This window comes from Phenylobacterium koreense, assembly GCF_040545335.1.
GTDB classification, from domain to species: Bacteria; Pseudomonadota; Alphaproteobacteria; order Caulobacterales; family Caulobacteraceae; genus Phenylobacterium; species Phenylobacterium koreense.
Genome location: NZ_JBEPLU010000001.1, coordinates 2,147,273 through 2,165,594, shown reverse-complemented (window position 1 = coordinate 2,165,594; position 18,322 = coordinate 2,147,273). Strand labels below are relative to the sequence as shown.

Sequence of the window (18,322 nt, the reverse complement as noted above, 5' to 3'; positions counted from 1 at the left end):
GAGGATCAAGCCACGCCGGCGCGGCTAGTTCGTTCCACGGCGCGGCGGACAGCCTCGGCCGCAGCCTCGAACGCCAGAAGCGTGGAGGCGTGGCGGGCGGGATAGTCTTTCACCGGGGCCAGCATCGAAAGATCCGAAAAACGTCCATTGGGCGCATCGGCGCCTTGTTTGAGCATAGCACGGAACTGGTCCCGGGCCATCTCGATCTCTGCCAGGCTCGCGCCCACCACATGTTCGCCCAGCACCGCGGCCGAAGCCTGGCCCAGGGCGCAGGCCTTTACGTCCTGCGCGAAGTCGGCGACGCGGTCGCCCTCGACCACGACATCGACGACCACGCGGCTACCACAGAGCTTGGAAACCTTCTCGGCGCTGGCGTCCGGCGCAGGCAGCCGCCCAAGCCGGGGCATGTTGGCCGCCAGCCTCAGAAGCTTCGCCGAATAGAGATCGTCGATCATGAGCCGGATGTAGGGGCTCCGCCCTGCGCGCGCCACGCTTCTTCGGCGCGAGCCTTCAGCGCCTCGTTCATCGCCTGGAAGCCCCGATAGAGGCGCCGCCCGACATGGCGGGCGTGCGTGGGGCCCATCAGGCCGCCGATCAGCTCACCGTTCGAGAAGATCGTGCTGGCCGTGTCCAGTTGCTCCAGTTCGAGGAAGTGGATGGCCGAGACCAGCCCGCCCATCATCCGGACCCGCCAGTGGATCTGGTCGTTCGGCACCCATTCCAGCACCACTGGGTCGAGATGGCGGGCCTGCCCTTCGAGCTGCATCAGCAGATCGAGATGGCCGCCGATGCGGATCGCGCCGTGCGCCTCCGTATAGAGCGGGTTCCAATCGCTCCAGTGCTCGACGTCGTAGAGAATCTCCCAGATCGTCTCGGCCGGCGCCTGGATGCCGATGCGATGTTCGACGCGCACGCCGGACGGTCCGGCCGGCGCCGGCGTCTTGATCTTGAACCCGGCCGCCGCCGTAAACATCGACGGCTTCTGGACCTTTGGGCCTAGGGCCATTGACGCACTCCCAACCCGCTCAGCAGTTCAGAGTCTCGTAGAGATCGTCCCAACGCGGGTTCAACTCCTCAGTGAGCCTGATCTTCCAGGCTCGGTTCCACTTCTTGATCTGGCGTTCCCGGCGAAACGCATATTCGCGCTCCTCGTGGCTCTCATACCAGGCCAGCCGCACGACATTATACTTCGCCGTGAAGCCTCCGTACGCCTTCTCTTTGTGCTTCCATATCCGAGACGCAAGGTCATCAGTATGTCCGCAATAGAGCGTGCCATACGGGCCGCTCGCCAAGAGATAGGTATAGAACGACACCTCGCCCTTCCCCGCTCGTCCCCACGAAGGCGGGAATCCAAGCTGAAGGTCAGACGCGCGCCCCGTTAAGAGCAATCCAGGAACATCAGCCGCATAAATCCCCGCCTTCGCGAGGATGAGCGGCTAGTTCGCCTCCTTGATGCGCCAGGTCGCGCCCGTGGGGCCGTCCATCACCTCGATATTCAACGCGGTGAGCTCGTCGCGGATGCGGTCGGCGGCGGCCCAGTCCTTCGCCGCACGCGCCTCGACACGCTGGACGATCAGGGCTTCGACCTTCTCGCGCAGCTCGTCGGTGACGCCAGCCTGGAACCACGCCTCGGGGTCGCCGAGCAGGAACCCCAGGAGGTTGGCCGCGGCCAGCAGCTCGCCTTTGGCGTGAGCGCGGCCCTTGCCAGTCGCGGTCTCCAGCTTCGAGCCCAGGGCGAAGAGCTCGGCGAAGGCGGCCGGGGTGTTCAGGTCGTCCTGCAGGGCGTTCAGGAACGCCTCGGGCGGCGCGACCTCCTCGGCCTCGACCTCGCTGGAGCGTCGCAGGGCGCCGTAGAGCCGGTCGAGGGCCTTCTTCGACTGCTCGATCAGCTCGCCCGTCCATTCCAGCGGCGCGCGGTAGTGGCCGACCAGCAGCGCCCAGCGCAGCGCCTCGCCGGGCGCCTGGGCGATCAGGTCATGCACCAGCGCCACATTGCCCAGGCTCTTGGACATCTTCTCGGACGCCATGTTCAGGAAGCCGTTGTGCATCCAGTAGTTGGCGTAGCCCTGGCTGTGGTCGTGCCCCGCGCAGACCCCTTGGGCCATTTCGTTCTCATGGTGCGGAAACAGCAGGTCGATGCCCCCGCCGTGGATGTCGATCGGCAGGCCAAGGGTGCGTTCGATCATGGCCGAGCACTCGATGTGCCAGCCCGGACGACCCGGTCCCCAGGGGCTGTCCCAGACCGGCTCGTTCTCCTTGGAGGGCTTCCACAGCACGAAGTCGGCCGGGTGCTGCTTGTAGGGGGCCACATCGACCCGGGCGCCGGCGATCATGTCCTCCAGCGGCTGGCGCGAGAGCTTGCCGTAATCGGAATAGGCCTGAGTATTGAACAGCACGTGGCCTTCGGCGGCGTAGGCGGCGTTGTTGCGCACGAGTTCACCGATCATCGCGATGATCGCGTCCATGGTCTGGGTCGCGCGCGGCTGGTGCGTCGGACGCAGGGCGCCCAGGGTCGCCATGTCGTCGTTGTAGATCGCAAGATAGCGGTCGGTGATGACGTCGATCGCTACGCCTTCCTCAGCCGCCTTCTTGTTGATCTTGTCGTCCACATCCGTGACGTTTGCCGCATAGATGACCGCGTTCTCGCCGTAGAGGTGGCGCAGGAGGCGGAATAGCACGTCGAAGACCACGACGGGCCGGGCGTTGCCGATGTGGGCGTAGTTGTAGACCGTCGGCCCGCAGACATACATCGTCACCCGAGCCGGATCCTTGGGGACGAAGGGCCGCTTTTCGCGGGCCATGGTGTCATAGAGCGTAAGGGCCATAAGGTTCTTCATGAAAACTGGCGCCGTCCTTCTGGAAAACTGACGCCGGGTAACGGTTGCCCGAAAAGGGGTTGGCCCCATATACATTCGGTCCGGCCGCTAGGCCACGGTTCCGTCCGTGGGCAGGTGCGGCCGACCCTAGGGGTGGCACGCGTAATTTCCGGGACCTTCGTCCCGGCGCAACTCAGGCCCCGGAAAGAAACCGCTCTAATATGGACGCTCCCAGTCGCGACCGAACCCTGATCGGCACGTCCGGTCTTGATCTTGAAGCCGTGAAGCGCCCGACGCGCGAAGAGGCGATGGAAGCCGTACGCACGCTGATCGCGTGGGCCGGCGACGATCCCCGCCGCGAAGGCGTGATCGACACCCCCAAGCGGGTCGTTGACGCCTATGCGGAATGGTTCGAGGGCTATCAGCTCGACCCCGCCAAGGAACTCTCACGCACCTTCGAGGACGTGCAAGGCTATGACGACATCGTCATGCTGCGCGACATCGAGGTCGAGAGCCACTGCGAGCACCACATGGCTCCGTTCCTCGGCAAGGCCTATGTGGCCTACATGCCGACCAACCGGGTCGTCGGCATCTCCAAGCTGGCCAAGGTCGTTGAGATCTTCTCCCGCCGCCTGCAGACCCAGGAGACCATGACCCAGCAGATCGCCGATGCGATCACCGACAGCCTGCGTCCTGCGGGGGTGGCGATCCTGATCGACGCGGCCCACCAGTGCATGACCACCCGCGGCGTGCACCACCGCCACGTCTCGACGATCACCACTCAGTTCACCGGCGTCTTCAAGACCGACGCCACCCTGCGCCAGCGCTTCCTCGACTTCGTGAACAAGCGCTAAGCGAGAACGATCGACGGCGGCCCCGCGACGGGGCCGCCGCTTTGTGCTCAAGGGGCTGGCGCGAGGCCCTTGGCCGGCGCCATATGCGTCCATGACCCAGGCCAGCTTTCCCACCGCCCCTGACAAGGCCGCCCTCGAGCGCGGCGAAATCCTCAGCCCCCGATTCGACGCTAATGGCCTGCTGGCCGTTGTCGCGACCCACGCCGAGACGGGCGAGGTCCTGATGTTCGCGCACATGAACGCCGAGGCGCTGGCCCAGACCCTGGAGCTGAGCGAGGCGGTCTATTTCAGCCGTTCCCGCAACGAGATCTGGCACAAGGGCGCGACCAGCGGCCAGATCCAGAAGATCGTCGAGATGCGCATCGATTGCGACCAGGACTGCCTGTGGATCAAGGTCTTGCCGCAGGGCGACGGCGGAGCCTGCCACGTCGGGTTCCGCTCCTGCTTCTACCGCGTCGTCGTCGAGGACGGCAGGCTGGTCGAGCGGCCATGAGCCCGGCCGAGGCGGTCCTCGGCTTCACGGCCGCAGCCGCCGTTCTGACCGTACTCCCGGGCCTGGACACCGCCCTCGTCCTGCGAACCGCGGCGGTCGAGGGTCCCCGGCGGGCCGCCCTCGCCGGCCTGGGCATCGTGATCGGCTGCCTGGTCTGGGGTTCGGCCGTGGCCGTCGGCCTGGGCGCCCTGCTGACCGCCTCGCAAGCGGCCTTCACCGTCCTGAAATGGACGGGCGCGGCCTATCTGCTCTGGCTGGGGATCGGCCTGCTGAGGCGCCCCCGCCGGACCTTCGACCCGGGCGCCGAGGTCGCCGGCCTGACCGGCGGTGAGTTCGACTGGATGCGGCGCGGCCTGATCACCAATCTCCTCAACCCGAAGATCGGCGTCTTCTACATTTCGTTCCTTCCGCAGTTCATGGCGCAGGGCGTGCCGGCCGGGCCGTTCCTGGTCCTGCTGGCCGCGATCCACGGCCTGCTGGGCGCCGCGTGGTTCGCGGCGCTGATCATCGCTACCCAGCCCCTGGCCAAGGCGCTGAGGCGGCCGGGGGTGGTCGCCTGGCTCGATCGGGTCACCGGCGGGGTCTTCATCGCCTTCGCCGCCCGCCTCGCGCTCGGGAAAAACTAGGCCTCGGTCAGGGCCGAGACGCCCGTCGATTCCGGCTTCAATCGGAAGGTTTTCTTCGCATTCGTCTCATAATCCTGCCGATGGATCGTGGAGACGGCCATCAGCTCGGCCTTCGCCTCATCCGACGTCAGGGTAAGCAGCAGGAAGCCCTTGGCATCGTGGTCGCTGAAGACCACATCCCGGCTCGACCGCGCATAGAGGTCGCCGATCGAAAAACTCTTGATCGCATCGCCTGCCCCGGGGCTGGTGACGCCGGTCGTGCCGAACTCGACGGCCACCCGCTGGCCGCCGGCGTCATGCAGTTCGTTGGCCCAGAAGGCGTGGCTGTCGCCGGCCAGGACGATGGCGTGCGCGCCAGCGGCCTTGATCGCCTGATAGACCCGCTCGCGGTCGGCGGGATAGCCGTCCCACATGTCCAGCGAATAGGGCAGCTCAAGCTCGGCCAGGGCGTCCATCTGCGCCATGCGCGGCTCGACGTCGGGATCCACCGCCAGGATCTGCTTCACCCGATCCTCGCCATAGACCTTGGCTACGCTGGCCGCGCCGGTCGAGCCCATGACCACCTCGTTGCCCAGCACCTGCCAGGTCACGCCCGACTTCACCGAATCCGCCAGGCCCTTGGCGAGCCAGGCCTCCTGGGCCGCGCCCATCATCTTGCGCGAGGGATCGGCCAGCTTGGCGCGGAAGGCGGCGACCTTCGCCTGGTCGGTCATGTCCGGCAGGTCGCGCTTGTAGTTGAGCTGCTGGTCGCGGGCGGTGAGACGCGTCTCGACCATGAACAGGCTGAGGAGGTCGCCGAACTGGAAGGCGCGGTTGATGGCCGGACCGCCGTCCACGGGCTCGCGGATCGGCATCCACTCGTAATAGGCCTTGATGGCCCGGGCCTTGCGCGCGTTCCAATCGCCCTCGGCCTGCGGCTGATGGTTCTCGGCGCCCAGCGCATAGGCGTCGTTGGCCGTCTCGTGGTCGTCCCAGACCACGATCCAGGGCGCGCGGGCGTGCGCGGCCTGGAGCTGGGGGTCGGACTTGTACTGGGCGTGGCGGCGACGGTAGTCGGCCAGCGAGACGATCTCGTGCGGCGGGTCGTGCGGCCGCTCGCCCGCGACGGGGGAGTTCATCCCGTAGGTCCCGGGACCGCCGTACTCGTAGATGTAGTCGCCCAGGTGCAGCACCGCGTCCACGCGCGGCAGCTTCGCGATCGCGCCATAGGCGTTGAAGTAGCCGTTCGGGTAGAGCGAGCAGGAGGCGACCGCCAGCACGGCGTCCTTGGTGGGACCTTTCGGCAAGGTCGCCGTCCGGCCCGTCGGCGAGGTCACGCCGTTGGCCTGGAACTCGAAGGTGTAGGCGCGGCCGGGTTCGAGACCCGCCACGTCGACCTTGGCGGTCCAGTCGCGGCCGGGCCCGGTGACGCCCTGCCCGGACCTCGCGCCGCCGGCGCGGCGGTCGACTGGGTTCAGCCGCCAGCTATAGGCGATCTCGCCGGCCTTGGGGTCGGCGGGCGTGATCCGGGTCCAGAGGATGACACGGTCGGCCAGCGGATCGCCTGAGGCCACGCCATGATCGAAGCGCACGGCGCTGGAATAGCGGGCGGGCGCCTGCGCCACGGCCGGCGTCGCAGCGCCCATTCCGAGCAGGGCCAGGGCCCGACGTCGATCCACCCGCATAAGAAGCTCCCCCTCCGCTTGTCGGAGCGGGACCTTAGAAGGTCTGCATGACGGTCCGATGTCGGAGAACCCGCCGGTCCCGGTGAAGATCGGAGCGCGTCGCCGCCCGGTTCCGAGCACGGACGGCGACGAGGGCCCAGCCCCCCAAGAACTCCGATCTTCGCCGGGAACCGGCGGGCGGCAGGCGCGGACGCCCCGACGAAGCGGGACAACTTCGACCGAAGACGGTCCGCGCCTGTGTTCGACACGGAGACGTACGGCCACCGGCCATCGCCTCCGGTCAGGCGGATCGCAGTCAGGACGACGACGAAGCCGCCGCAGGGCCGCTTTCGCAGCTCTGACTACTCGTGGCCAAGCAGGAAACCTGTTGGCTGACCTCGGAAAGCGCATGCGCGCTGGTCGTCAGGGCGATCAGCCCTGCGGCCAGGAATGAGGCGATCGAAAAGCCCAGAGGCAGGTACTTCATGGCGTTCCTCCGCGGCGACTTGTCGCGCCTGTTCTCGTTGGCCGGCTGGAATACGCAGAACGCGGTTCCGTCATCAGTTGCAACGACAGGCGACGACCTGCGCAACCGTTGCAGGAATTTGACGCCCCGGTATGCAACCGTTGCATTTTAACGCTGATCGTTGCATTCAAGGTTGCATCTTCCGCCCCTAATGGGATTATGGGCATGTCATGCACGCCGCGACGCCCTTCTCGGAAAAACTCGACCTGGTGCTGAAGGCGCTCTCGACGAGTCGCGGCCGCCTAGCCGCCGACCTGGGCGTCGACAAATCGCTGGTCGGGCGCTGGGCTTCGGGCGCGGTCACTCCGTCGGCGCACAATCTCGAGAACCTGACGCGGCTGGTGGCCCAGCGGCGCCCTGGCTTCACCATGCTGGACTGGGATCGCGACCTGTCGAGCCTGGCCGAGGTGTTCGGCGTGAAGGCGAACGTCGCGGCCGCGCCCGACCTCAAGGCGAACGGCGAGGCCGCGGGGGGCGGGCTGCCGCTTCCGGGCCTGGACCTTGTACGGATGATGACCGAGCGCCGGGCCGGGACCTACGAGGGGTTCTGGCGCAGCACCCGGCCCTCCATCGCCATGCCCGGCGAGATCTTCCACGACTACGGCATGATCCGGCGCGGGCCCGATGGCCTGCTGCAATTCAAGATGGGCGGCTCGGGCCTGCTGTTCGACGGCTGGCTGATGCCCAACGAGGGCCAGGTCTTCGCGATCCTGTTCGACACGGTCGGCCAGACTCCGGTCTTCCTGATCTTCAACGGCGTCTCGCTGCACAAGGCGCTGCAGCTCGACGGGCTGATCCTGGCGGCCGCCCTGAACGCGGCCCGCACGCCCTCGGCCTATCCGGTGATCCTGGAACGCATCGGCGACCTCACCGGCGATCGGGCCGCGGACGACGCTCATTGCGAGGAGCTGCTGCAGCTCGACACCAAGGCCACCGAGGAGACCGCGCCCGAGGCGGTCCGCAAGCATCTGATCCGCGACATCGGCCCGGCCGCGGTCGCATCCGGCGCGGGCGAGCTTTTTCTGCTCTCGACATGGGCCAACAGCCTTTCCAAGGGCCTGTCTTCTGGTGGACACCTCCAGGGGTGAGCCAGACAGACATCGACGACGAACTCGACGCCCCCGCGGCGGCCGAACAGGCGACCCTGCGCATTGTGAGCATCCCGCCGGAAGCAGCGGGCGGACGCCTGGACAAGGCGCTGGCCGAACATGCCCCGGAACTGTCGCGCGGCCGCATCCAGGCGCTGATGGCCCAGGGCCTGGTCCGCCGGGACGGCAAGGCGCTCTCGGACGCCTCGTCCAAGGCGAGCGCAGGTGACTACGAGCTGCTGATTCCGCCGCCGGCCCCGGCCGAGCCGCAACCGCAGGACATCCCTCTCGCCATCCTCTTCGAGGATGACGATCTGATCGTCATCGACAAGCCGGCCGGCATGGCCGTGCATCCGGCCCCGGGCAGCGAGGACGGCACCCTGGTCAACGCCCTGCTGTTCCACTGCGGGGCGAGCCTCTCGGGAATAGGCGGCGTCGCCCGGCCCGGGATCGTCCACCGGATCGACAAGGACACCTCGGGCGTGATGGTCGCGGCCAAGAGCGACGCCGCGCACCAGGGCCTTTCGAAGCTGTTCGCGAGCCACGATATAGACAGGGTCTACGTGGCCCTCGTCCGAGGCGCGCCTAATCCGCCCAAGGGAACCGTGGAGACGCGGCTGGGCCGTTCGCCCCATGACCGCAAGAAGATCGCCGTCCTGAAGTCCGGCGGCCGCGAGGCGGTGACCCATTATCGCACCGAGCGGACCTTTGGAGGCGGCGATGGTAAGGCGCTGGCCGCTCGCGTGGCCTGCACGCTGGAGACCGGGCGCACCCACCAGATCCGGGTGCACATGGCTTCGAAGGGAACGCCGTGCCTGGGTGACCCGGTCTATGGATCAGGCCCGCCCGCTGCGCCGGTCCGCGAGGCGGTGGCCGCCGCAGGGCTGAAACGCCAGGCCCTGCACGCCGCGGTGCTGGGGTTCATCCATCCCGTGACCGGCCAGGCTCTGAGGTTCGAAAGCCCCCTGCCGGCCGACATGGCGCAATTGGAAGCTATTCTGTCAGCTTTGTAAGAAAGCCTGTGCCCCTGGCGCCTTGAACACGCCAACTTCCCCCTGTAGAAATACCTGAGTTGAGCAGTCGGATTTTTTGGGCCGCGGTTTCTCCCAGACCTGGGCCTTTCGTCAGTCGCAACCAATACCTATCTCAGTGGTTGGAGGGGGCGGACGGTCACGCGCGCCTGTATGGCGCAGCGATCCAGAAGTCCGCCGAGTAAGAAAGGGGATACACATGGCCGCAAACGCGCTTGCCGTGATGTCGCCGGAAGGCGGCCTCAGCCGGTATCTGACCGAGATTCGCAAGTTCCCGATGCTCGCCAAGGACGAGGAGTTCATGCTGGCCAAACGCTGGCGTGAGCACGAGGATCCGGAAGCCGCCCATAAGTTGGTGACCAGTCACCTGCGCCTCGTGGCCAAGATCGCCATGGGCTATCGGGGCTATGGCCTGCCGATCGGGGAAGTGATCTCCGAGGGCAATGTCGGCCTGATGCAAGCGGTGAAGAAGTTCGAGCCGGACAAGGGCTTCCGCCTGGCGACCTACGCCATGTGGTGGATCCGCGCCTCGATCCAGGAATACATCCTGCGATCCTGGAGCCTGGTGAAGATGGGGACCACCGCTGCGCAGAAGAAGCTGTTCTTCAACCTGCGCAAGGCCAAGAGCCAGATCAGCGCCTTCCAGGACGGCGACCTGCTGCCCGAACAGGTCAGCCAGATCGCCACCAAGCTCGGCGTGCTGGACGAGGAGGTCATCTCGATGAACCGCCGCCTGTCCGGGCCGGACGCCTCGCTGAACGCGCCGCTGCGCGTGGACGGCGAGAGCGAATGGCAGGACTGGCTGGAGGACGAGACCGCCGTCAGCCAGGAATCCTACGTCGCCGAGAACCAGGAACGCACCCAGCGCATGACGCTGATGGAAGCGGCGCTGTCGGAACTGTCCGACCGCGAACGCCACATCCTGACCGAGCGCCGGCTGAAGGACAGCCCGACCACCCTTGAGGAACTGGCGGCCGAATACGGCGTCAGCCGCGAGCGGGTTCGCCAGATCGAGGTGCGGGCCTTCGAAAAGCTGCAGAAGTCGGTGACGGCCGCAGCTCGCGACAAGAACCTGGTCGACGCCTAAGGGTTTCGCACAACCGAACGATCCTGCGCCGCGGTCCCGAAGGGCCGCGGCGCTTTTCGTTTCAGGCCGCGCAATCCTTGCCCGAAGCGTCTTTCGACTCGGGTAGGAAGGCGAGCACGTCCGCGGCGTGCCTCGCGATCTCGTCAGGCAGCATGACGCCCGATTGGGCGACGCCGGCGAGATAGCGCTGGAACTCGGCGACCGCCGCCGCCAGCTCCGCATTGTCGGTGACCTGGGCGCCGCGCTGCAGCTCGACGGTCTGGGCCAGCAGGGCTCGCATCGCCTGGTGCGGGTCGGTGGCGGCCGCGGGGATGGCCGAGCGGATGATCTTCAGCGCCTGGCTGATGCGCTGGGCGTCGGGCGTGGCCCCAACGTCGGAGCGCCGCTTGAGCGGGCCGCTGTAGTCGCCGGAATTGAAGCGCCGCCGGTCGGGGCCGACATATTCCACGGCCTCCACCCAGTCGCGGGGATGCAGGGTGACGGCTTCCAGCCGGCGCAGCAGGTCCTTGGCGGTGTAGGGCTTGCGCAGGAACTCGTGCACGCCCGCGTCGCGGGCGGCCAGGATGCCCCCCGCCGTGGCCGTGGCGGTCACCATGATGATCGGAACCTGGCGGCACGGCAGATGGGAGCGGCGCAGCAGGCGGGAAAATTCCACGCCGTCGACGTCGGGGCCGGCCAGTTCGACGAAGACGAGCTGCGGATTGACCTGGGCGGCGGCTTCCAGGCCCTTGCGGGTGGTGGCCGCGTGCCAGACCTGGACCTGGACGATGTTGCGCATCACCTCGGTCAGGAGACGGGCGCTCGCCACGGCTGGATCAACGATCAGCACCCGCCGCATGAGCGGGGCCATGCGCTGAATCCGTTTCAGATCTTCGTTGAACACGAGGGCGCTCGGCGCTGCGGATTGCTGTCCGACATTCGCAGAGCGCCCTTAAGAACGCCTTGACGGCGGGTCAGTCCTGGAAGGGATCGCGCACCATGATGGTGTCGTCCCGCTGCGGGCTGGTGGAGACCATGGCGGCCGGAGCCCCGATCAGCTCCTCGACCCGGCGGACGTACTTCACCGCATTGGCCGGCAGGTCCTTCCAGGAGGTGGCGCCGGCGGTGCTTTCGTTCCAGCCGTCCAGTTCCTCATAGACCGGCTCCAGGGCCGACTGCGCCTTCAGGCCGGCGGGCAGGTAGTCCAGCACCTCGCCGTTCAGCCTGTAGCCGACGCAGATCTTCAGCTTTTCAAGGCCGTCGAGCACGTCGAGCTTGGTCAGCGCGATGCCGTCGATGCCGTTCAGCGCCACCGACTGGCGCACCAGCACGGCGTCGAACCAGCCGCAGCGGCGCGGACGGCCGGTGACGACGCCGAACTCGCGGCCCACCGTGCCCAGGTGCTGGCCGATCTCGTCGAAGAGCTCGGTCGGGAACGGCCCCTCGCCTACCCGCGTGGTGTAGGCCTTGACGATGCCCAGCACATAGCCCGGCCCTTTCGGACCCAGGCCCGAGCCGGCCGCAGCCTGGCCGGCGACGGTGTTGGACGAGGTCACGTAAGGATAGGTGCCATGGTCGACGTCGAGCAACGCGCCCTGGGCCCCCTCAAACAGCACCCGCTTGCCGGACTTCACCACACCGTCGAGCAGGCGCCAGGCCGGACGGGCGAAGGGCAGGATTTTCGGCGCGATCTCTTCCAGCGCGGCCAGCAGCTCGGCGCCGTCGTATTCCGGCAGGCCGAGGCCACGGCGCAGCGGCGTGTGGTGGGCCAGCAGGCGGTCGATCTTGGCTTCCAGGGCGTCGCGGTCGGCGAGGTCACCGACGCGGATCGCACGGCGACCGACCTTGTCCTCGTAGGCCGGGCCGATGCCGCGGCCGGTGGTGCCGATCTTGTTGGTGGCGGCCGCTTCGCGCGCCTGGTCGAGGTCGCGGTGCAGGGGCAGGATCAGGGCGGCGTTGTCGGCCAGGACCAGCATTTCCGGGTCGATCGCCACGCCCTGCGAGCCGAGCTTGGCGATCTCTTCCAAGAGATGCCAGGGATCGACCACGACGCCGTTGCCGATCACCGACAGCTTGCCCTGGACCACACCCGAGGGCAGCAGGCTGAGTTTGTAGGTCTGGTTGCCGACCACCAGGGTGTGGCCCGCATTGTGGCCGCCCTGGAAGCGCACCACCACGTCGGCGCGATTGGACAGCCAGTCGACGAGCTTGCCCTTGCCTTCGTCGCCCCACTGGGCGCCGATCACGGTCACATTGGCCATTCGGATACGATCTCCCGGCCTGCCCGAGCGGGTCCGACCACGCCCTTCGACAGGACTCGGCGGGTGGACTTGGATCGATTGTAGGAACCGGATGCGCTGGCCCCTCGGGCGGCGTCTCTCCGTTCGGCGGGGGTAAACCAGCGAGGGGCGGCGGCGTCAAGTCCCAGCTAGTGCGCGGGCGCCCGACGCAGGCTATTAGGACGGCATGACCCGTCCTCGCTTCCACCTCGCCTTTCCGGTCCGCGACCTCGCCGAAGCCCGCGCCTTCTATGGCCAACTGCTCGGATGCCCAGAGGGCCGGTCGAGCCCCGACTGGGTCGACTTCGACTTCTACGGCCACCAGATCGTCGCGCATCTGTCGCCTGACGAGGTCGGCCATCACAACACCAGCTCGGTCGACGGCGAGGACGTCCCGGTCCGCCACTTCGGCGCGATCCTGACCCTGCCGGAATGGCACGCCCTGGCTGCGAAGCTGGAGGCGGCCGGGATCAAGTTCGTCATCGAGCCGCAGATCCGCTTCCAGGGCCTGCCGGGCGAGCAGGCGACGATGTTCTTCCTCGATCCCTCCGGCAACGCGCTGGAGTTCAAGGCCTTCGCCGACGACGCCATGGTGTTCGCGAAATGAGCGTCAGCTTCTCCGACATCGAGGCCGCCGCCGGGCGGCTGGCCGGCCACGCGGCGCGCACGCCGCTGATCGAGAGCCCAGCCCTCAACGACCGGCTGGGCCGGCGGGTGCTGATCAAGCCCGAAACCCTGCAACGGGTCGGCGCCTTCAAGTTCCGCGGCGCCTACAATCGCCTCTCGCAGCTCTCGGCCGAGGAGGCCAAGGGCGGCGTCGTCGCCTTCTCGTCCGGCAACCACGCCCAGGGCGTGGCGCTGGCGGCCAGGCTGCTGGGCATGCCGGCGCTGATCGTGATGCCGGCCGACGCGCCGGCGGTAAAGGTCGAGGCGACCCGCGGCTACGGCGCGGAGATCAAGCTCTATGACCGCCTGACCGAGGACCGCGAGGTGATCGCCGCCCAGATCGCGGCCGAGCGCGGCGCGGTGATCGTGCCGGCGTTCGACGATCCGCACGTGATCGCCGGCCAGGGGACGGTAGGGCTGGAGATCGTCGCCCAGGCCCGCGAGCTCGGCGCGACCCTGAGCACGCTGATCGCCCCCGTCGGCGGCGGCGGGCTGATGGCCGGAACCTCGCTGGCGGTGAAGACGCTGTCGCCGCAAACTGCGGTGGTGGGCGTCGAGCCCGAGGGCTTCGACGACACCCTGCGCTCGCTGCAGAAGGGCGAGCGGATCGTCACCAAGCCGGCCACGCGCTCGCTGTGCGATGCGCTGGAAAGCCCTGCCCCCGGCCTGCTGACCTTCCCCATCCTGCAGAAGACGATGGCCGACATCGCGGTGGTCACCGACGCCGAGGTAGCCGAGGCGATGCGCTACGCCTTTTCGACGCTCAAGCTCGTGGTCGAACCGGGCGGCTCGGTGGGCCTTGCCGCCCTGTTGGCCGGCAAGGTGAAGGACTACGGCGAGGGCACCACGGCGCTGGTGTTCTCCGGCGGGAACGTCGACTCCGAGCTGTTCGCCAAGGTGCTGCGCAAGGAGCTGTAGCGGCCCCGCTTCTCAGCGGAGCCGCGACGCTCTTACAGCCGATCTTCCGGAACCGCTTCGCCGGGCGCCTCGCGCGGCGTGATCAGGCGCGCGAGCTTGGGCCGCAGCCAGCTCTCGAAGTCGTCGACGAACTCGTAGACCACCGGCACCAGCACCAGCGACAGCAGGGTCGAGGTGATCAGGCCGCCGATCACCGCCACCGCCATCGGCTGGCGGAACTCGGCGCCCTTCTCCAGGGCGAAGGCGGTCGGCAGCATGCCTGCGGCCATGGCCACGGTGGTCATGACGATCGGCCTGGCGCGCTCGCGGCAGGCCTCCATCAGCGCCTGGCGCTGCTCCATGCCGGCCCGCTCGCGCTCGATGGCGTACTCCACGAGCAGGATGGAGTTCTTGGCGGCAAGGCCGAGCAGCATCAGGAAGCCGATCAGCGAGGGGATCGAGAGCGACAGGTTGAAGACCAGCAGGCCGAAGAAGGCGCCGCCCACCGCCAGCGGCAGGGCCGACAGGATGACGATCGGCTTGAAGAACGACCTGAACAGCAGCACCAGCACGCCGAAGATCATCGACACACCGGCGAAGACCGCCAGGCCGAAGGACCCGAACAGCTCCTGCATGGCTTCGAGCTGGCCGGTCTGGGCCGGCGTCACGCCCTCAGGCAGGTTCTTCATGATCGGCAGCTTCTCGACCGCCTGGTTGGCGGTGCCCATCTCCACGCCGTTGAGCTCAGCCTGGACGGTGAGCTGGCGCTTGCGGTTCAGCCGCTCGATCTTGGCCGGACCGGCCTGGAAGTAGACGTCGGCGACCGCGTCGAGGGTCGTCACCCCGCCGGCCGCGGTCGGCAGGCGCAGGGACTTGATCCGCTGGATGTCGGCGCGGGCGTCGGCCGGCAGGCGGATGCGGATCGGGATGCGCCGCTCGCCGTCGTTCATCTTGGCGACGTTGGCGTCGATGTCGCCGACCGTGGCGACGCGGGCGGCCTGGGCGATGGCTTCGGTCGACACGCCGAGGCGCGCCGCCTCGTCCGACCGCGGCACGACGATGACCTCAGGCCCGACCGGCGGCGTCGAGGGCCGCGGGTCGGCCACGACGTCGAGCGTGCGCATCTGCTTCTCGAGCTCGAGCGCGGCGGCCTGCAGCTTGGCCGGGTCATTGCCGGTGAGGATCTTCTGCAGCCCCGCCGTTCCCTGCGAGTCGAGGAAGCTGACCCGGGCGTCGGGAATGGCGAGCAGGTCCTGGCGCATCTCGCGGCGGATCTCGGCTCCGCTCTTGTCGCGGTCGGCCTTGAGGAGAACCGTCATCGAGGCGGTGCGCAGGTCGCCTCCCCCGCCGCCGCCGCCGAACCCGTTGCTGGTCACGGTGGCGCCGACCTGGACGAAGACGCCGGTCACCTCCTCCCGCCCGGAGAACAGCCGCGTCAGGCGCTGGACGGCCTCCTCCATGTCCTGCGCCGTGGCGCCGGGCGGCCCCTGGATGTCCACATAGAGGTAGTCGGGGTCGCCGGCCGGCTGGAAGCCCTGCGGCAGCAGCGGCACCAGGGCGAGAGAGGAGATGAAGATTACCCCGCCGATCATCGAGGCGACGATCCGGTGGTCGAGGGCCCACACCAGCGCGTCGTGGTAGAAGCCCTGGAACGGCTTGCGCTCCCTGGCGTGAGCGACGGGCTTGAGCAGATAGGCCGCCATCAGTGGTGTCAGCAGGCGGGCGACCACCAGCGAGAACAGCACCGCGATCGACACCGTGATCCCGAACTCGCGGAAGAACTGCCCGGCCATACCGGACATGAACGAAACCGGCGCGAACACCACGACGATGGCGAAGGTCGTCGCCACCACCGCCAGGCCGATGGCGTCGGCGCCCTGCATGGCAGCCTGATAGGGCCGCATCCCCTGGGCCACGCGCTTCTCGATGTTCTCGATCTCGACGATGGCGTCATCGACCAGGATGCCGATGACCAGGGTCAGGGCCAGCAGGGTGACGATGTTCAGCGAGAACCCGAAGATATTCATGAAGAAGAAGGTCGGGATCAGCGAGATCGGCATGGCGACCGCCGTGATCGCCGTCGAGCGCCAGTCGCGGAGGAAGACGAACACCACCAGGGCCGCCAGGATCATGCCTTCCAGCAGGACGTGCTGGGTCGCCTTGAAGCTGGCCCGCGTCTCGTCGACGCTGGAGAAGATCTTGCTGAAGCTGACGCCCTTGTACTGGGCTTCGGCCCTGCCGAGCGCGGCGATCACCTCGTCCTCGACGGCGACGTCGCTGGAATCGCGGGTCTTCATGACCATGATCCCGACGACCGGCTGCCCGTTGAAGCGCGCAAAGCCGCGAACCTCGGAGGAGCCGTCGCCCACGTCGGCGACGTCGGTCAGCTTGACGAATCCGCCGCCCGTAGTGGGGATGGTGAAGTCGCGCAGGGCGTTCAGAGTGTTCACCGAACCGAGCACCCGCAGGGTCTGCTCGCGCCCGCCGACCTGCACCCGGCCGCCGGGCGAATCCAGGTTCGCTGCGCGCAGGGCGTTGTTCACCTGGGCCGCGGTCAGGCCACGGGCGTTCAGCTTGTCCGGGTCGATGATGACGTTGATTTCGCGGGTCACGCCGCCGACGCGGGCGACCTGGGCCACGCCCGGCTCGGCCTGAAGCAGGCGCGAGATGGTGTCGTCGATGAACCAGGAGAGCTCCACGTCCGACATCTCGGGCGCCGAGACCGCATAGGTCAGGATCGGCTGACTATCGAGTTCGACCCGGGTGACCGTCGGTTCGTCGATCTCGCGCGGCAGGATCGCCCGCGTCTGGTCCACCCGGGAGCGGACCTCGTCGGTCTTCTTCTGGAGATCCTCGCCCAGCTCGAACTCGATGTTCGTGGTTGAGACGCCCAGCGTCACGGTCGAATAGATGTTCTTGACGTTGGGGATGCCGGCCATCGCATCTTCGATGGGCCGGGTGATCTGGGTCTCCATTTCCCCCGGGGCCGCGCCGTTCTGTGTGACGGTCACCGAGACCATCGGGAACTGCACGTTGGGGTACATCTTCACGTAGAGGCCGGTGTAGGCCACCACGCCCGCCAGCAGCAGCGCGATGAACAGCACGGCCACCGGCACTGGATTCTTGATGGCCCAGGCCGAGATCTTCAGCCCGCCATGCCCCTCGCCTTGGTTATGGACGTCGGCCATCAGCGCTTGCCCGCAGCTTGAGCCGGAGCCGGAGCCGGCGCTGGCGCGGCCGCAGGAGCCGCAGCGCCGCCCTCGACCGGCTTGACCATGTCGCCGTCCAGCAGGAAGGCGGCGGCGTTCTGGATCACGCGCGTTCCGGCCGGCGGGCCCTTCACCAGGGTGACGAAGCCGCCGCCGCGGACGCCGGTGGTGACGTTGACCCGCCTCACGCGGTTGTCGGCGCCGACAGTCATCACGCTGGCCCCGTCGGCGTCATACCGAATGGCGGTCTCCGGCACGGCCAGGCCGAGACCGGTGGCGTCCTTGAACACCGCGCGGCCGAAGCCGCCGGCGCGGACGTCGCCGCGCACCGGCAGCAGGATGCGCACGGTGCCGAGCTTGGTCTCGGCGTTCACCTGCGGCGAGACGATCCGCACGCGGCCCTCGACCGTGACGCCCGACGGCAAGGTCACAGCCGCCGTCTGGCCGACGCGGACCCGCGCCAGATCGCCTTCGGCCAGGTCGGCGGAAAGCTCGATCTGCCCGTCGCGGGCGATGCGGAACCAGGGCTCGCCGCCGGCGCCCGACTGATCGCCGGGGCGGACGTTGCGTGAGAGGACGAGGCCGGAAACCGGCGCGGTCACCGCCAGCTTGCCGGCCCGGGTCTGGACGTCGCGATAGGCGGCGAGCTGGGCGTTGGCGGTGGCGCGGGCCGACTTGGCCTGGAAGCGGCGCTGGTCGATGGCCTCCTGGCTCAGTACGCCCTGGCCGTCGAGCCCGGCCACGCGGGCGGCTTCGGCCTCGGCCTGCTCGGCCTGGACCTGGGCCTGGGCGGCCTGGGCCTTCTGTTGTTCGAGCTGGGCGTTGATCAAGGCGCTGTCGAGCTGGGCCAGGGTCTGGCCGACCTTCACCTGGGCGCCTTCCTCGACCAGCACGCGGCTGACCCGATAGCCGGCGACTTCCGGCAGGACGGCGGCCTCCTCGCGCGGAATCAGCGAGCCGGACGCGGTCAGCGAGCCGGCGATGGCGCGGTCCTGGACGCGGACGACGCTCACCGTCCGCGCGGTCGCGGCCGGGTCCTTCTTCGGCGGCTCCTTGGGCCCGCAGGCGACGAGGCTCAGCGCGGCCAGGCCCACCGCAAACGTCAGCAGGGTCTTGGAGTTGGTCACG

Annotated in this window: 18 protein-coding genes; 8 read left to right on the top strand and 10 right to left on the bottom strand. The window is 68.1% G+C overall.

Features of this window, described 5'->3' with window-relative positions; all coding sequences use genetic code 11:
* Positions 1–5: 5 nt before the first annotated feature.
* The 4 genes from ABID41_RS10855 to cysS all read right to left on the bottom strand — a co-directional run bounded on the left by ABID41_RS10855 (position 6) and on the right by cysS (position 2,825).
* Positions 6–455, bottom strand: coding sequence for an iron-sulfur cluster assembly scaffold protein (locus ABID41_RS10855; protein ID WP_331929113.1), 450 nt, complete (start codon positions 453–455; stop codon positions 6–8).
* A complete protein-coding gene (locus tag ABID41_RS10850; RefSeq protein WP_331929115.1) occupies positions 452–1,006 on the bottom strand; it encodes an SRPBCC domain-containing protein in 555 nt (184 codons plus the stop codon). The genes ABID41_RS10855 and ABID41_RS10850 overlap by 4 nt, the downstream gene beginning before the upstream one ends.
* Positions 1,007–1,025: 19 nt before the next feature.
* Positions 1,026–1,313 carry a GIY-YIG nuclease family protein gene (locus tag ABID41_RS10845; RefSeq protein WP_354297595.1) on the bottom strand — a complete coding sequence of 96 codons (288 nt, stop codon included), beginning with the start codon at positions 1,311–1,313 and terminating at the stop codon, positions 1,026–1,028.
* Between the two features lie 123 nt (positions 1,314–1,436).
* On the bottom strand, positions 1,437–2,825 hold the full coding sequence (gene cysS / locus ABID41_RS10840) for a cysteine--tRNA ligase (protein ID WP_354297743.1): 1,389 nt from the start codon (positions 2,823–2,825) through the stop codon (positions 1,437–1,439).
* 212 nt (positions 2,826–3,037) lie between these two features.
* Here cysS and folE point away from each other — a divergent pair, with 212 nt between their 5' ends.
* The 3 genes from folE to ABID41_RS10825 all read left to right on the top strand — a co-directional run bounded on the left by folE (position 3,038) and on the right by ABID41_RS10825 (position 4,789).
* Positions 3,038–3,670, top strand: a complete 633-nt coding sequence (gene folE, locus ABID41_RS10835; protein ID WP_331929117.1) for a GTP cyclohydrolase I FolE — start codon at positions 3,038–3,040, stop codon at positions 3,668–3,670.
* A gap of 91 nt (positions 3,671–3,761) precedes the next feature.
* Positions 3,762–4,163 carry a phosphoribosyl-AMP cyclohydrolase gene (hisI, locus tag ABID41_RS10830; protein ID WP_354297594.1) on the top strand — a complete coding sequence of 134 codons (402 nt, stop codon included), beginning with the start codon at positions 3,762–3,764 and terminating at the stop codon, positions 4,161–4,163.
* Positions 4,160–4,789: a LysE family translocator gene (locus ABID41_RS10825; protein WP_354297593.1), complete on the top strand. Its 630-nt coding sequence runs from the start codon at positions 4,160–4,162 to the stop codon at positions 4,787–4,789. The genes hisI and ABID41_RS10825 overlap by 4 nt, the downstream gene beginning before the upstream one ends.
* On the opposite strand, the gene ABID41_RS10820 is transcribed toward ABID41_RS10825, so the two are convergent.
* The gene (locus ABID41_RS10820; protein ID WP_354297592.1) at positions 4,786–6,453 is read right to left on the bottom strand and encodes an alkaline phosphatase D family protein; all 1,668 of its coding nucleotides are present in this window, start codon (positions 6,451–6,453) and stop codon (positions 4,786–4,788) included. The two genes, ABID41_RS10825 and ABID41_RS10820, sit on opposite strands and share 4 nt — an antisense overlap.
* 295 nt (positions 6,454–6,748) lie before the next feature.
* Positions 6,749–6,919: a hypothetical protein gene (locus tag ABID41_RS10815; RefSeq protein ID WP_331929123.1), complete on the bottom strand. Its 171-nt coding sequence runs from the start codon at positions 6,917–6,919 to the stop codon at positions 6,749–6,751.
* A 209-nt stretch (positions 6,920–7,128) separates the two neighbouring features.
* Here ABID41_RS10815 and ABID41_RS10810 point away from each other — a divergent pair, with 209 nt between their 5' ends.
* The 3 genes from ABID41_RS10810 (at position 7,129) to rpoH (ending at position 10,164) form a co-directional block, all read left to right on the top strand.
* Positions 7,129–8,046: a hypothetical protein gene (locus ABID41_RS10810; protein ID WP_331929125.1), complete on the top strand. Its 918-nt coding sequence runs from the start codon at positions 7,129–7,131 to the stop codon at positions 8,044–8,046.
* Positions 8,043–9,059: an RluA family pseudouridine synthase gene (locus ABID41_RS10805; RefSeq protein WP_435529995.1), complete on the top strand. Its 1,017-nt coding sequence runs from the start codon at positions 8,043–8,045 to the stop codon at positions 9,057–9,059. The genes ABID41_RS10810 and ABID41_RS10805 overlap by 4 nt, the downstream gene beginning before the upstream one ends.
* 217 nt (positions 9,060–9,276) lie before the next feature.
* On the top strand, positions 9,277–10,164 hold the full coding sequence (gene rpoH, locus ABID41_RS10800) for an RNA polymerase sigma factor RpoH (protein ID WP_331929127.1): 888 nt from the start codon (positions 9,277–9,279) through the stop codon (positions 10,162–10,164).
* A 61-nt stretch (positions 10,165–10,225) separates the two neighbouring features.
* Here rpoH and ABID41_RS10795 read toward each other — a convergent pair whose 3' ends face one another.
* Both ABID41_RS10795 and ABID41_RS10790 read right to left on the bottom strand, forming a co-directional pair.
* Positions 10,226–11,014, bottom strand: coding sequence for a response regulator (locus ABID41_RS10795; RefSeq protein ID WP_354297591.1), 789 nt, complete (start codon positions 11,012–11,014; stop codon positions 10,226–10,228).
* Between the two features lie 103 nt (positions 11,015–11,117).
* Positions 11,118–12,404: an adenylosuccinate synthase gene (locus ABID41_RS10790; protein WP_331929130.1), complete on the bottom strand. Its 1,287-nt coding sequence runs from the start codon at positions 12,402–12,404 to the stop codon at positions 11,118–11,120.
* Positions 12,405–12,609: 205 nt separating this feature from the next.
* Here ABID41_RS10790 and ABID41_RS10785 point away from each other — a divergent pair, with 205 nt between their 5' ends.
* Positions 12,610–13,029 (top strand): VOC family protein, encoded by a 420-nt coding sequence (locus ABID41_RS10785; RefSeq protein ID WP_331929131.1) that lies wholly within the window; start codon positions 12,610–12,612, stop codon positions 13,027–13,029.
* Positions 13,026–14,006: a threonine ammonia-lyase gene (locus tag ABID41_RS10780; RefSeq protein WP_354297590.1), complete on the top strand. Its 981-nt coding sequence runs from the start codon at positions 13,026–13,028 to the stop codon at positions 14,004–14,006. Before ABID41_RS10785 ends, ABID41_RS10780 begins: the two co-directional genes overlap by 4 nt.
* A 32-nt stretch (positions 14,007–14,038) precedes the next feature.
* Here ABID41_RS10780 and ABID41_RS10775 read toward each other — a convergent pair whose 3' ends face one another.
* Positions 14,039–17,173, bottom strand: coding sequence for an efflux RND transporter permease subunit (locus ABID41_RS10775; RefSeq protein ID WP_354297589.1), 3,135 nt, complete (start codon positions 17,171–17,173; stop codon positions 14,039–14,041).
* Complete coding sequence (locus ABID41_RS10770) at positions 17,173–18,321, bottom strand: efflux RND transporter periplasmic adaptor subunit (RefSeq protein ID WP_354297588.1); 1,149 nt, start codon at positions 18,319–18,321, stop codon at positions 17,173–17,175. Before ABID41_RS10770 ends, ABID41_RS10775 begins: the two co-directional genes overlap by 1 nt.
* Position 18,322 lies beyond the last annotated feature (1 nt).